Source organism: Luteimonas sp. A537 (genome assembly GCF_054052065.1).
Genome location: NZ_JBSVRH010000004.1, coordinates 121,653 through 134,775 on the forward strand (window position 1 = coordinate 121,653; position 13,123 = coordinate 134,775).

Genomic DNA, 13,123 nt, shown 5'->3' on the forward strand with positions numbered 1-13,123 from the left:
GCTTGAAGTAAGATCCAGACATGCAGGCCGCACCCGAATTCCCGCCAGGCATCGACTGGCTCAACACCACCGAACCCTTGCGCATGTCCCAGCTGCGCGGCCGGGTGACCGCGCTCGCGTTCGTCAACGCGGGCTCGGCCTGGTCCAGCCAGACCCTGGTCGACCTCAACCACCTGCGCAACCGCCATCCCGACCGCCTCAACGTGGTCGCGGTGCACGTGCCGCGCTTCGACCACGAGCGCGAGCCGCGGCGCGTGGGCAAGCGCCTGGCGCGCAACAATTTCGAATTCCCGGTCGGCCACGATGCCGACTGGACGCTGTGGCAGCACTACGGCATCCAGGCCTGGCCCACCGTGGTGCTGATCGATGCCGAAGGCCAGGTGCGCGACCGCTTCGTCGGCGATGGCCAGCTGCGCGGGATCGATTCCGCCATCAGCCGCCTGCAGTCCGAAGCCACCCCGCGCTCGCTCAACGCCGAACGCATCGAGATGCGCCGCGGCGGCGAACCGGTCCTGCCGCTGCGCTTCCCGGTCGGCCTGGCGCTGTCGGGCAACTACCTGTACGTCGCCGACAGCGGCCACCATCGCGTGCTCGAGTGCGACCTCAGCGGCCGCGTACTGCGCCAGTTCGGCAGCGGCGGCGCCGGCTTCATCGATGGCCCGATGGAGCTTGCCGCCTTCAGCCGCCCGCAGGGGCTGTGCATCGAACGCGACACGCTCTACATCGCCGATACCGGCAACCACGCCGTGCGCCGCATCCAGCTGCGCAGCGGCGATATCGACACCGTGGTCGGCGCCGGCCGCCCCGGTGTTCCAAATCAAGGCCCGGTGGCCGATCCGCGGATGGTCGCCCTGGACCAGCCGCGCGCGGTGTCGCTGGCCGCCGGCAACCTGCACATCGCCACCGCCGGCGACAACCGCGTCTGGTCCTTCGGTCTCGGCGCCCCGGCGATGACGCTCCTGGCCGGCTCCGGCGCGCTGGCCGTGGACGATGGCGCGCGCGAACAGGCCTCGTTCGCCGAACCCGCCTCGCTCGCCGCCGTGCAGCAGGTGGTCTATGTCTGCGATGCCGCGGGCTCCGCGATCCGCTCGGCCAACGTGCGCACCGGCCAGGTCACCACCCTGGTGGGGCAGGGCCCCTGGAGCCACGGCAGCGGCGACGGCGCCCGCGCCAGCGCGCGCCTGCAGCAGCCGCAGGCGATCGCGCTTGATCCCGATGCGCCGGTGCTGTGGATCGCCGACAGCGGCAACGACTGCCTGCGCTCGCTGCGCCTGGGCGGCGGTGAACTCACCACCGTCACCCTGCCGCAGCGCCTGCACGCACCCTGCGGAATGGCCGTGGCCGACGGCGTGGTCTGGATCGCCGATACCGACGCCCACGCCGTACTCCGCTATGACACCCGGGACGGAAGCCTGAAGCACGTTCCCATCGGCGAATGACCGCGGCCGGCGACCCCGGCGCCGCGCCCGCCTTCGACGGCAAGGACTTCGTCCGCGGCCTCAGCACGGCACCCGGCGTGTACCGCATGTACGCCGCCGACGACAGCGTGCTTTACGTCGGCAAGGCCGGTGCGCTGAAGAAGCGCGTGGCCAGCTACTTCAGCGCCAGCCCCAAGAACGCGCGCACCGCCGCGATGCTGTCCCAGGTCGCGCGCATGGAGGTCACGGTCACCCGCACCGAGGCCGAAGCGCTGCTGTTGGAAAACCAGCTGATCAAATCGCTCAAGCCGCGCTACAACGTGCTGCTGCGCGACGACAAGAGCTACCCGCACCTGCTGATGACCCGCGAAGAGTGGCCGCGCATCGCGCTCCACCGCGGCCCGCAGTCGGTGCCCGGCCGCTACTACGGCCCGTACTCCAGCGTGGTCGCGGTGCGCGAAACGCTGAACCTGCTGCACAAGCTGTTCAAGCTGCGCAGCTGCGAAGACAGCGTCTTCAAGAACCGCACGCGCCCCTGCCTGCAGTACCAGATCGGCCGCTGCAGCGCGCCCTGCGTGGGCCTGGTGGAGGCCGCCGAATACGAAGCCGCCGTGCGCCGCGTGCGGATGTTCCTTGAAGGCCACAGCGACGAACTGCTTGACGAACTCGCCGCCTCGATGGAAGCCGCCAGCGAACGCCTGGACTTCGAGAACGCCGCCCGCCTGCGCGACACCCTCGCCAGCCTGCGCAGCATGCAGGCGCGCCAGTACGTCGACGGCCACGCCGCGGATCTGGACGTGCTCGCCATCGCCATGCAGGGCACCAATGCCTGCGTGCTGCTGCTGGCCTTCCGCGACGGCCGCAACTTCGGCACCCGCGCCTTCTTCCCGAAAACCAACGGCGTCGACGAGCCCGCCGAAGTGCTGGCCGCCTTCGTCGCCCAGTACTACATCGCGCACCAGCCGCCGCGCGAGATCGTGCTCGACCGCGTGATCGAGGATGTGCCGCTGCTTGAAGAAGCCTTCGCGCTGCAGGCCGGCCGCAAGGTCACGCTGAAGACCAGCGTCCGCGGCGAGCGCGCCGGTTATCTCGACCTTGCCCGCCGCAACGCCGAGAACTCGCTCGCCACCCAGCTCGGCAGCCAGGCCGCGCAGGCCGCGCGCGCCGAATCGCTGCGCGAACTGCTGGGCCTGGCCGAGCCCGCCAGGCGCATCGAGTGCTTCGACATCAGCCACACCATGGGCGAGGCCACCGTCGCGTCGCAGGTGGTGTTCGATGCCGAAGGCGCGGTGCGCGGCCAGTACCGCCGCTACAACATCAGCGGCATCGAACCCGGCGACGACTACGCCGCCATGCACCAGGCCCTGACCCGGCGCTTCAAGCGCGCCGCCGGCAACGACGACGCCGTGCTGCCCGACCTGCTGCTGATCGATGGTGGGGCGGGGCAGGTGGGCCAGGCCAAGGCCGTGCTGGCCGAACTCGGCATCGCCGGGGGGATCACTATTGTCGGCGTGGCCAAGGGCGAAGCGCGCAAGGCCGGCGATGAGACCCTGCTGCTGCCGGACGGCAGCGAAGTAAAGCCCGGCGCCGCATCGCCCGGCCTGCAGCTGGTGCAGCAGGTGCGCGATGAAGCCCACCGCTTCGCCATCACCGGGCATCGCGGCCGCCGGCAAAAAGCGCGCAGCACCAGCCGGCTCGAAGACATCCCCGGCATCGGCCCGCGCCGGCGCGCGTCGCTGCTCAAGCATTTCGGCGGCCTGGGCGGCCTGCGCGCCGCGGGCGTTGCGGAAATCGCGCGCGTGGAAGGCGTCAATCTCGCGCTGGCCGAACGGATTTACGCCACACTGCACGGCCTGGACGCCCCCGCGCCAGCTGCAACGCGACCCCAGAAGGACCCATGAAGCTCACCCTTCCCACCTGGCTGACCCTGCTCCGCATCCTGTTGATCCCCGTAATGGTGGCGACGTTCTACATGCCCTGGCAGTGGAGCAACTTCGCCACCGCCGGCGTGTTCGGCCTGGCCGCCATCACCGACTGGCTGGACGGCTGGATCGCGCGCCGCTACCAGATGTCGTCGGCCTTCGGCGCCTTCCTCGACCCCGTGGCCGACAAGCTGATGGTCGCCACCGCGCTGTTTTTGATCGTGCAGGGGCATCCCACGCCGTGGATGGCGTTCTGGGCGGCGGTGATCGTCGGCCGCGAGATCGCCGTGTCCGCGCTGCGCGAATGGATGGCCGAACTCGGCCAGCGCGCCACCGTGAAGGTGGCCGCCATCGGCAAGGTCAAGACGGTCGCGCAGATGGTCGCCCTGCTGGCCCTGCTGTACGCCGTCACCCCCGACAAGAACCCGCCGCGCCCCGAGCCCTGGCTGGGCACGCCGATCTTCCACATCGGCGACTGGATGCTGGCCGTCGCCGCCCTGCTGACCCTCTGGTCGGGCTTCCTCTACCTGCGCGCCGCCTGGCCCGCCCTCCGCGAAAGCGAACGCCGCAGCCAGTAACCCTTCGTGCCCGCCGCCGGCGGCCTTTGTGGGAGCAGCTATAGCTGCTCCCACAAAAGCTGCTCCCACAAAGGCGGGGGGGCATCTGGTCGCAGCTATAGCTGCTCTTAAAAAAGTCGGGGGTAGGGAATTCGATGATCGGGGGGTGTTGACAGTTTTTTTCCGGGCATTACAATTGCTGGCTCACAACGCGGGAATAGCTCAGTTGGTAGAGCACGACCTTGCCAAGGTCGGGGTCGCGAGTTCGAGTCTCGTTTCCCGCTCCAGATCGAAGCTGCAGGCATTGCGCCTGCAGCTTTTTTTTTGTTCGATCCCGGGCTATCCGTTGGACGTCGTGCTTTGCGAGGCGATCAGGCTGGCACCGCACGCAGTCTTGTCGCCATGGCGCGCGACCGGGCTGCCGAGGATGACCACGCCCGGGTCTCCCGTCACGATGGTGGTGCTTCCATGCTGGCTGCAGACGACCGCGTCGCCGATGCGCGCGACCTGGCGTCCGCCCAGGCTGACCGCGGGTGCGCCAGCCACGACAGTGCCGCCGTGGTCGATCGCGTCACCTACCAGGATCCATGGCAAGGCCATCGCAGTTCTCCTTATGGAATCGGGTGGGTCTTCACGCGGCTCCATGCTTCGAGCAGCGCGGCGCGCAGCGGCGGCGGGATGTCTTCCGATGCCGGCGTGGTGGCGTAGTGTCCGCCGAAAGAGGGGCTGCCGTCCGGGGGCTGCACCAGTGATTCGCCCTGCAAGACGTACTCACGCCCTCCGGCGTGCAGGACCAGCTTGATGTCATGGGGGTCGATTCCGCCGCCGCAGAATCCGCTGTAGCCGACCACCAGCTCGGCGATGCCGTCGTCGTCGAGGTCTTCGACCCGGGTGGCTCGTTCCAGGAAGCCGGCTTCGAAATCCAGGCCGTCACAGTGCGTGGTTTCACCGGCCTGCCACGTCTCCCGCCATCCGGGGGCTGCGTCGTCGGAAGCGTCAAGGTAGTGCGTGACCGTCAGCGCGATCGTTTCGATGTCGCCGTCCTCGCTTTCCGACATGGACTGCGCGCGTCGGAAGACCAGCAGGTTCGAGCCGTTTGCATCGCGGTATGCCAGCGCGTCCAGGAGTTCGCCCTCATCCGCGGCGGCAGGCAGTGCCAGGCTGGCGGCGTCCACGGGTTCCGCCCGGATGCCATGCGGCGTGCCTGCGGCATCTGTGGCTTCTGCCCGGGTCTCGGCCCCGGTCGCCGGCGTCGTCACGGGCGGTGGCGGGCTGCTGGCATCGTTGCAGCCGGCCAGGCCGGCCACACCGGCCAGGAGCAGCGGCCAGAAAGCCATCCGTGTCCTAGCGCTCATTGCCCGACGCCTTCTGGTTGACGGAAATATCCAGGGCCTGGTTGAGCGCAGCGGATGTGGTCACGTCCAGGTTCGGATCCTCCAGCTCGGTTGCGGCGAATTCGGCATAGGCCAGGGGCACGTAGTACCGCATCGTGCTTTTGCCGAAGGCGCTGAAATTGATCTGGTCGCCCTGGTTCCCGCCCAGCAGGATCGGATTGCCGTTGCTGGCCACTGCGTAGACGAAGCCGACGTGGCTGGTGCCGCGCATGCCGATCGCGCCATAGATCGGCGCGTCGATCTGTGAAAAGGCGGCGTCGCTCGCGAACGAACGCGCCCGGTAGTGTTCCCGCGAGATGGTGTAGCCGGCCTCCTTGAGGCACCAGTTGACGAACGATGCGCACCAGGCGTTGTTGGTCCCCGACATGGAAGGCAGCCACTTCGTGCCCAGCTCATGGTGGTAGTTGATCGTCTTGCCGATCACGTCCTCGGTCTTGCCGGCCCAGCGGCTGGCTTCGGCGTAGGCGTGTTCCATCCAGGGCGCGCGGCGCTGGTCGAGCTGGACGATGGCCAGGGGATGGCCCTGGTTCTCGCGGCTGCGCGTACTGGCCGTGGACTGGGTGCCGCCGGTGCGGGCGGGCGGGGGGGGCGCTGCGGCGGGCGCGCTGGCGACGACGCCGGCGGGAAGGTCGATGACCTGCCCCGGGCTGATCACGTTGCGGTTGGCGATGGCTCCCTGGTTCACCGCCATGATCCGGTCGACGCTGGTCCGGTGCCTGGAGGCGATCGCGGCCAGGGTGTCGCCGCGGACCACCGTGTAGCGGGCAGGAGCGGCCTGCTGGCCCTCGCCATGGATCCAGACCACCTGGCCGGGCCGGATGCTGTTGGCGTTGCGGATGGTCGCGGCATTCGACTGCTGCAGCGCCCCTGCAGTGGTCTTGAAGCGCTGGGCGATCGCCGAAAGCGTGTCGCCGGGTTGCACCACGTAGCGGATCGGTTTGCGTTCCGGTGCCGCTTCCGTCGCCTCCGCCGGGGGATTGTGCGGCTGGGAGGCTGCGGTGAAGATCTCGCTCAGGCGCGCGAAGACGATCGAGATGGACGTATCCAGCAGCGTCAGTCGCCCGATTTCCGCCTTCTCGCCGCCCGTTTCCAGAAGCACGACTTCTTCGCCCGCGGTGCGCGTGACCAGCGGCGGAAGCGCGCCCTGCGCATTGGTGGTGACGTCGCGGCTCTCCCCGTTCCCGCGCTGGACCGTGACCGGATGGTCGGGCAGGGGGCGGGCGCCGTCGGACAGCGCGACTGAGGTCACGTGGACCCAGCGCTCCTGGCGGGTATCGACGCTGGCGTTGTAGCCCTCCATCTGCTCCATGGCCGACATGATCCCGCCGAGCTCGGCGTCGCTCATGTCGCTGAGCAGCCTGTCCCGGGCCAGCCCCGTGCGCTTGATGACAAAGCCGAGGTATTTCTCCGTATCGTTCTCGACCGGCGGTGCATAGGTGTAGATCGCATCGCGAAGCGAAAGCGTGTCGTAGCGGCGGCGCAGCAGCGCGCGCTTTTCCGCGCGCCCGGTCTCGGGGCTGGAGAAGATCGCGAACGCGCCGTTGGGCGTGTCCGCGGTGCCGATGACCCCCTGGTAGAGCCGGCTCGGCCGCAGGTTGCCGGGGTTGTTCAGGCGCCACGCCAGGGTGCCGCCCGTGCGCAGCAGGCGGTCGCCGTTGTCGGCGGTGAACTCCACGGTCTTGATCTCGCGATGGTAGACAGCACTGACCAGCGGCCTGCTCATGGGCGCAGCGCCTCCTCGATCGTGGTCCCGGGCGCGGCCAGCGACTCGCCCTGCCTTTCGAAGATCCAGCGCCCTTCCTCGTCCAGCCGCTTCAGGGCGAACGTTTCCACCCGGACCCTGGCGTCATCGTCATACGGTGTGTCTTCGTACTCCAGCGCAGCAATCGCGAGGCCGGGCGCGGGACCGTCGACCGCCAGCCGCGCATCGCGGGTGGTGAAGTCGGCGGTGGCCGTCCTGGTGAGGATGAAGTCGAGCGCGGGATCCGCGGCGTCGCGCACCAGCGGCAGCTGGTGCCAGGCCGTTTCCCCGCTGGGCCGGAACTGGAACGTGTACACGTGGAACGTGTGCGCGTTGAGGTGGGAGACGAGGCCCACGTTGATGCGCAGCTCGCCCTGCGCGGAGTCGAGCACGTGCTCGCCACTGGCGTAGTTCTGGGCGGAGGCGGCGCCAAGGGCGCAGAGCAGCAGGGCGGTGACCAGGAAACGGTGCATCGGCGTCCTCACGGGGCGTCCAGGCCGAGCAGTTCGGCGATGAGTCCGGGATCAAGCGGGGATTCGACGGCATCGTCCAGCAGCTGCTGCGAGTAGCGGTTGCCGTCGGCGTGCAGGGGTTCGGGCGCAGCCTCTGATTCCGGGTCCGCCTCCGGCGCCGTGGCGGCAGGGGCGGCTGCAAGCGTCTTCCAGCCGCCATCGCCGATCTCCAGGGTGAGTTCGGTGCCCAGGCCGTCATGGGTGGCCCGCGGCAGGCGGCCGCTGGCGTCGACCACGCCGGAGGCCAGGGTCGCGCCCTCGCCGTCGCGGACCTTGAAGTTGCGGCCGACCCAACCCATCGATTCGGCCAGCGAGTCGCTGCCGGTCACCGCGAAACGCAGGCTGGAGACGAAGGCGAACTCGGCCGCAGGCAGCGCGGGCAGGGCGGCGGCGTTGCGTTCGCCGCCCAGGAACAGGTTCTGGCTGCTCTTGACGGTGAAGTCGCCCGGGCAGGCGAAGACGATATCGCCGCCTACCAGGGTGATCGCCGATTCCCCGGCCTGGAGCACGATTTTTTCCTGCGCCGTCACTTCGATCGTGCTTTCGGTGCTGGTGATGCTGACCGTCCTGTCTGCAAGGACCTCCAGCCCCGCTGCATGGGCCTGCAGGCTGAGCGGGCCACTGGCGGCGACCATCTGCAGCGTACCGCTGCCGGCGAAGCAGCCCGCCGACGCGCCGGACACCGCGGCGAAGGTGGCGCCCGCAGCGAGATGCGCGCCTTCGCCCGCGGTCCAGTGCTGGGCACCACCGGCGTAGGCCAGCAGGCTGTGCGAGGTGCCGTACACCAGGTGGCTGGCGCTTTCCTGCAGCATCCGCGGCCCGTCGATGCGTTCCACCTCGTCGCCGGGTTCGCGCCCCTGGCCCTTGGGCCGGGCCGCAGGCTGGCTGTTGACCGGCCCGTCGTAGCGGCCCTTGCGCAGGGGGTCGATCGCTTCCAGCAGCGCCTCCTGCCGCGGGTTGGCCTGCAACGGGAAGCCGTCCACGCCGGCGACCCGTTCGGAGAGGCTGGTCGCCGTACGCACCGCGGCCTCCAGCCCTGCCACCGCCTCCGCGGCGTCATGTAAGGTCGAGGCCGCAGCGGGGCGCGCGCTGGTCGAGATCAGGAAGCCCTCGCCGGCGCGCTGCATCGACCAGCCCCGGGTATCGAGCTCGAAGCCTTCGCCGCGCAAGCCACCGCGGTTGGCGTCCGCCTGGTCGATCAGCAGCCCGAGGCCGAGCCGGCTGGCGGCCAGTCCGGTATCGAGCTGGTGGCGCAGCTGCCGCGGTGTGTCATCGACGATCCAGCGGCTGTCCTGCTGGCCGTCCAGGCCGGTGGTGCGCAGGCCGCTGAGCACGCCCGGGTGGTTGGATTCGCTGTCCTCGCCACCGGCGTAGGGCGGGAGATGCGCGCCACCGTACAGCTGCGCGACCACGACCGGCCGGTCGAGGTCGCCATGCTCGAAGTCCACCAGCACTTCGCTGCCCAGGCGCGGCAGGAAGTGGCTGCCGAAATCGGGACCCGCCACGGACTCGGCGACCGGCACCCAGGTGCCGCTGGAAGCGTCGCCGGGGGCATGTCCCGGATCCTTGCCGCCGGTGTCCTGCAGGCCGCCGGGGTTAGGCAAAGCGCCGCGCTGCCACCAGAACTGCAGCCGGACTTCATGGTCGCGGCTGGAGGTCACGCCGGCGTCCGGCAGGCCGACCACCAGCGCGGTCTGCGGGCCGGGCGCCGTGGGCCGGGGGATGTGCATCGGGACCACCGCGACGCCGGCAGGCACGCATACGAAACGGTTGCGGTAATCGCCTTCTTCCAGCGCCGGCGACCCGAGCAGGGTCACGGCGTGGCTGCCCAGGTTGTTGACCGCGGTGTGCTCGACCACCAGCGGAACGAAGCGGTCGCCGTGCAGGTCGGGGTGCTGCTCCAGGGTGAAGGCGTGGCCCGGCGCCAGGCCACGGCCGCTGCCGGCGCCGGCATGCAGCCGGGCCGGAAGGTGCAGGGCCTGCAGCCGCAGGTCCGCGGCGGACTGCGCCAGCGCGGCGGTGGGGAACGCGCCGCTGCGTGCGGCCTGGTAGACCTCCAGCGTGGGCAGGCCGGTTGCGTCCAGCTCCGCCCGGGCGGCGGACATGCGCACCTGGTCGCGCTCCCAGCTCGCAACCGCCACAGCGTTCGTGGTGACCTGGCGCTTCTCGGTGAAGAGCACCGCCGCATCCTCCGCCTCGGTAGCGTCGACCCGGTGGAAGCGCAGCGTGGCGGGCGACGCCTCGGGCGCGCTCGCCTGGTCGTCGTGGATCACCAGCACGTGGCTGGCCCGCGCGCCGGACTGGCGGTCCGCGTCGCCGGGATGTTCGAAGCGGTAGGCCAGGCCGGCGTCGGCCAGCAGGCGGGCCAGGAAATCGAAGTCGGACTCCCACTGCGTGCGTACCGGACGCGGCGACAGCGGCCGGCTGATGTCGAAGCGGTAGTTGGCCTGGGGATAGTGCGCGAACAGCCGCTCGATGATGCCGCGCTCGTCCAGGTCCTGGTGGATCAGGCGGTTGCGACGCAGGCGCAGCAGGGCCGTCCACGGCTCAAGCCGGATGCGGTAGCGCGCAAGGCCACCCTCCGAGCCGAGCTGCGCGGCCTGCGTGCAGCAGCCGTGCCAGGTCCGGCCGCCGCCGGGGCCGCGCAGGCGCAGCGTGGCCTCCGTCGAAAGCAGTGGTCGCAGGTCGATGGAGGCGTTGGCCGACAGGCAGTCGATCTCGAACAGGAAGGGTTCGCTCACCGCTTCGCGGGCGCGGAAGCGCTCGACCGCGAACGCGTCGGGCAGGGTGGTCTCCAGCTCGATCAGCCGATTGTGCTGCGATACCAGACGTGTCCAGGCGGGCAGATCCATGGCCATACCTAATTGTTCCCGTGCCGACCGCGGGTCAGCGCGGGGAAACCGCGCCGGGCCTCAGGCGCAGGGAGTCGAGGATGGCGTCCCAGAGCGCCAGCGCGTCTTCGCTGGAGCCGAAGGGCGCGTCGATCACTTCGCCGCTGTCGTCGGTTTCGCCGGTGGTGCCCAGCTCCAGCGACAGGAAGGGGTGTTCGATCGAATTGGCCTGCCCCTGCGATTCCCACAGAAACTGGTAGGCCGTCTTCCCGTCCGCGTCTGCGCGTACCAGTACTTCCTGGCCCTGCACCGGGCCCAGGTCGCGATCGCCGCGGCGCAGGTTGGTCATCCGTGCAGCCACGTCTTCATAGCCCGGCGGGACCGACGCGGCCCGCTTCAGCAGCCCGCTCGCGGGGCGACCGGTGGTGTAGGACATGAAGTCCAGCGTCACCGTGGGGTAGTCGCGCAGGCGGATGGTCGCGGTGACCTCTTCCCGGTTGAGGCGACTGTGCGCGATGACACCGGAGTCGATGCAGAAGCCGGGTCCCGCCGGCACCTCGGCGCGCGCGCGCGGGCGCAACGCACCGAGCACTTCGCGCCCGTGCGCAGTGGCCTTGGCCCGCGCCTGCGGCGTGGCGTCGCCTTCGCCCTGGAACTGGTAGAGCACCTGCCCGGCCGGGAACCAGGCGAAGTCGTCGTACCGGTACAGGCGACGGCTGTTCGGGCTGGCCCACGACACCAGCGAGACCTGCCCGGTGGCGATGTCTTCGCGCGCGACGTACATCGAGTCACCGTCGCGGTGCGCGGCGTTCCGCAGCCCGGCCTCGCGCGCGGCCAGCCTGTCGGCGAAGCCTTCCCTGGAGACCCCTGCATGGGTGTCCACCCTGGAGCCGGCAAAGGTGTAGCGCGCCGAGACCCGGCTGCCCGCCGGCAGGTCGATCAGGTACCGCCCCAGGCAGTAGGTGGTGTTGCCTTCCGTGCTCATCTGCCGCTCCTCAGCGTGTCCTGCGGCCATCGCCGACACCAGTGCAAGTCCCAGCATCAGTTTCATGCCCAGTCCGCCTGCTGCGAAATTTTGACGATACCGTAGAGCGTGGCCCACAGCGCCCGCGGATCGTTGTAACTGTGCTGGTGCTCATAGCCCTTGGTCACCTTGCCCTTTGCGTTTTTGTCCACGTGCGCGCCGCTGCCCTGGTCGCCCTGGCGGAAGTCGGCTTCCACCCCGGCCAGGCCCGGTGCACGGCTCGACAGCGCCGGCACGGTTTCATCGCCGTTGCCGCCGGGGCCCGCGATGTCCAGCCTGACGGTGGCGCCGTCCACCTGCAGGCGCATCCTTTCCTTGCCGTTGTCGTCCAGCACCAGATGCTGGCCCGGGCCGCCGTCGGCCGGCAGGGCCGCGCCGTCCCAGTGCACTTCCGACCAGGCCTTGCGCTTGCTGTCGTCGCCGTAATGGGCATACGCCGGCGCGGGGTAATGGCCGCGGATGTTGTCGTGGAAGGCGTGGACGTCGTCGATCCGCGTGTCGAACATGGCGAAGGGGTCGGTGCCCCCGGACCTCGAGAACACTTCTTCCCCGGCATCCGGCAGCAGGCCGGCGGGGTCCAGCAGGGACTGGTTGTGCTCGGGCACCAGTCCGTACCAGTCACGGCTCTGGTAGATCTCCGCATACGGGTCGCCCGACTGCGGCAGCGCGTGTGTCCACGGCCGGCCGCCGGCTGCGCCGCCCAGCTTCAGCCAGGCATCGTCGTGCGCGCCGGCGCCCTGGCCGTATTCGTCGGTCGGCAGCAGCTCCATGGCACCCGGGGAATTGGCCATGATCGCCGTGACCTCCGCGGCGTTGCGCCCCAGCACCACGTTGGCGAAGCCCTCGAAACCCGAGCGCATCCGCTTGTAGGTGGCGGGTGCGCCCACGGCCGGCATCACCCCCAGCACCGAGCCCAGCACCTTGTCGTTGCCATGGATGCCGGTCAGGGCACGCGCCACGAAGCCGCCCATGGAGTGGGTGACCAGCACCACCTTCATGCGCTCGGCAACGCCGCTGCCGAGTTCTTCGCGATAGTGCTGCAGGACCACCTCGTCGATGTGGCTGGCGAGCTTGCTGCCGCTGGCGTCATTGGACTGCAGCCAGTTGTAGCCACCCGCCCAGACCTCGAAGCGGTAGCGGGCGGCGTGCCGGAGCTCGTCGCCGGTCAGGGCTTCGGCGCCGGTGCCGTCACCGTAGTCCGCGGCGGCACGGCGGTAGAGCATGTCGTCGCGCCATTCCCCCAGGAGCTCCGCGTTTTCCATCAGCGCGTTGAGCTCCTGCTGCAGCAGGCTCATCGCGGGGTGGTAGGCCGAGCGCATCAGCGTGCCCCAGCCGCGCCTGCGCGCTTCGTCGCGGTCGAGGCTGCCGCCGGTATCGATCGGTCCGCGGTCATCGACCTCGGTGGTGTCGGGATCCAGCAGCCGCTGGCGGGTGGCCGGTCCGCGGAAGAAAAAGCCCACCAGGGTGCCGATCGCGCTCAGGATCGACACCACGCCATCCGTGTTCGGTGGGCGCCAGGCGACCTTTCCGCCGCCCTCCAGACGCAGGTTGGTTCCCATGATCCCGGGCAGGAACACGATCGGGATCACTGCATCGGGCTCGCATAGCACCGCGCACTCGCGATCATCGGTCCGTGGCGTCAGCCGCGTGTGCGCCACCGGCCGTCCCTGTCCGTCGCGTCCGCTCTGGTGGACGGTGATTTCCCTGTCGTCGTGTCCGGACAT

At 69.8% G+C, this 13,123-nt stretch carries 10 protein-coding genes and 1 tRNA gene; 4 read left to right on the top strand and 7 right to left on the bottom strand.

From position 1 onward, the window contains the following. Window positions 1–20 precede the first annotated feature (20 nt). The 4 genes from ACW7GZ_RS11340 (at window position 21) to ACW7GZ_RS11355 (ending at window position 4,184) form a co-directional block, all read left to right on the top strand. A complete protein-coding gene (locus ACW7GZ_RS11340; RefSeq protein ID WP_457009264.1) occupies window positions 21–1,439 on the top strand; it encodes a thioredoxin-like domain-containing protein in 1,419 nt (472 codons plus the stop codon). Next, on the top strand, window positions 1,436–3,319 hold the full coding sequence (gene uvrC, locus ACW7GZ_RS11345) for an excinuclease ABC subunit UvrC (RefSeq protein WP_457002194.1): 1,884 nt from the start codon (window positions 1,436–1,438) through the stop codon (window positions 3,317–3,319). The genes ACW7GZ_RS11340 and uvrC overlap by 4 nt, the downstream gene beginning before the upstream one ends. Further along, window positions 3,316–3,918, top strand: a complete 603-nt coding sequence (gene pgsA / locus ACW7GZ_RS11350) for a CDP-diacylglycerol--glycerol-3-phosphate 3-phosphatidyltransferase (protein ID WP_457002196.1) — start codon at window positions 3,316–3,318, stop codon at window positions 3,916–3,918. Before uvrC ends, pgsA begins: the two co-directional genes overlap by 4 nt. Window positions 3,919–4,108: 190 nt before the next feature. Next, a tRNA-Gly gene (locus ACW7GZ_RS11355) sits at window positions 4,109–4,184 on the top strand. Between the two features lie 52 nt (window positions 4,185–4,236). Here the strand turns inward: ACW7GZ_RS11355 and ACW7GZ_RS11360 are convergent. The 7 genes from ACW7GZ_RS11360 to ACW7GZ_RS11390 are packed head-to-tail and all read right to left on the bottom strand — an operon-like array spanning window position 4,237 to window position 13,123. Beyond that, entirely contained in the window at window positions 4,237–4,497 is a 261-nt protein-coding gene (locus ACW7GZ_RS11360) for a PAAR domain-containing protein (RefSeq protein ID WP_457002198.1), read from the bottom strand. Window positions 4,498–4,508: 11 nt separating this feature from the next. Further along, the gene (locus ACW7GZ_RS11365; protein WP_457009266.1) at window positions 4,509–5,234 is read right to left on the bottom strand and encodes a M949_RS01915 family surface polysaccharide biosynthesis protein; all 726 of its coding nucleotides are present in this window, start codon (window positions 5,232–5,234) and stop codon (window positions 4,509–4,511) included. Window positions 5,235–5,241: 7 nt separating this feature from the next. Further along, entirely contained in the window at window positions 5,242–7,014 is a 1,773-nt protein-coding gene (locus ACW7GZ_RS11370; RefSeq protein WP_457009268.1) for a TIGR02594 family protein, read from the bottom strand. Further along, window positions 7,011–7,505, bottom strand: a complete 495-nt coding sequence (locus ACW7GZ_RS11375; RefSeq protein WP_457009270.1) for a hypothetical protein — start codon at window positions 7,503–7,505, stop codon at window positions 7,011–7,013. The genes ACW7GZ_RS11370 and ACW7GZ_RS11375 overlap by 4 nt, the downstream gene beginning before the upstream one ends. An 8-nt stretch (window positions 7,506–7,513) precedes the next feature. Then, complete coding sequence (locus ACW7GZ_RS11380; protein ID WP_457009272.1) at window positions 7,514–10,396, bottom strand: type VI secretion system Vgr family protein; 2,883 nt, start codon at window positions 10,394–10,396, stop codon at window positions 7,514–7,516. 34 nt (window positions 10,397–10,430) lie between these two features. Then, complete coding sequence (locus ACW7GZ_RS11385) at window positions 10,431–11,426, bottom strand: T6SS immunity protein Tli4 family protein (RefSeq protein ID WP_457002205.1); 996 nt, start codon at window positions 11,424–11,426, stop codon at window positions 10,431–10,433. After that, on the bottom strand, window positions 11,423–13,123 hold the full coding sequence (locus tag ACW7GZ_RS11390) for an esterase/lipase family protein (RefSeq protein WP_457009274.1): 1,701 nt from the start codon (window positions 13,121–13,123) through the stop codon (window positions 11,423–11,425). The genes ACW7GZ_RS11385 and ACW7GZ_RS11390 overlap by 4 nt, the downstream gene beginning before the upstream one ends.

What these genes read in the sequence shown, in the direction of transcription:
- ACW7GZ_RS11340 (WP_457009264.1), top strand. Translation starts at nt 21, where the DNA reads ATGCAGGCCGCACCCGAATTCCCGCCAGGCATCGACTGGCTCAACACC.
- uvrC (WP_457002194.1), top strand. Translation starts at nt 1,436, where the DNA reads ATGACCGCGGCCGGCGACCCCGGCGCCGCGCCCGCCTTCGACGGCAAG.
- pgsA (WP_457002196.1), top strand. Translation starts at nt 3,316, where the DNA reads ATGAAGCTCACCCTTCCCACCTGGCTGACCCTGCTCCGCATCCTGTTG.
- ACW7GZ_RS11360 (WP_457002198.1), bottom strand. Translation starts at nt 4,497, where the DNA reads ATGGCCTTGCCATGGATCCTGGTAGGTGACGCGATCGACCACGGCGGC.
- ACW7GZ_RS11365 (WP_457009266.1), bottom strand. Translation starts at nt 5,234, where the DNA reads ATGGCTTTCTGGCCGCTGCTCCTGGCCGGTGTGGCCGGCCTGGCCGGC.
- ACW7GZ_RS11370 (WP_457009268.1), bottom strand. Translation starts at nt 7,014, where the DNA reads ATGAGCAGGCCGCTGGTCAGTGCTGTCTACCATCGCGAGATCAAGACC.
- ACW7GZ_RS11375 (WP_457009270.1), bottom strand. Translation starts at nt 7,505, where the DNA reads ATGCACCGTTTCCTGGTCACCGCCCTGCTGCTCTGCGCCCTTGGCGCC.
- ACW7GZ_RS11380 (WP_457009272.1), bottom strand. Translation starts at nt 10,396, where the DNA reads ATGGATCTGCCCGCCTGGACACGTCTGGTATCGCAGCACAATCGGCTG.
- ACW7GZ_RS11385 (WP_457002205.1), bottom strand. Translation starts at nt 11,426, where the DNA reads ATGAAACTGATGCTGGGACTTGCACTGGTGTCGGCGATGGCCGCAGGA.
- ACW7GZ_RS11390 (WP_457009274.1), bottom strand. Translation starts at nt 13,123, where the DNA reads ATGTCCGGACACGACGACAGGGAAATCACCGTCCACCAGAGCGGACGC.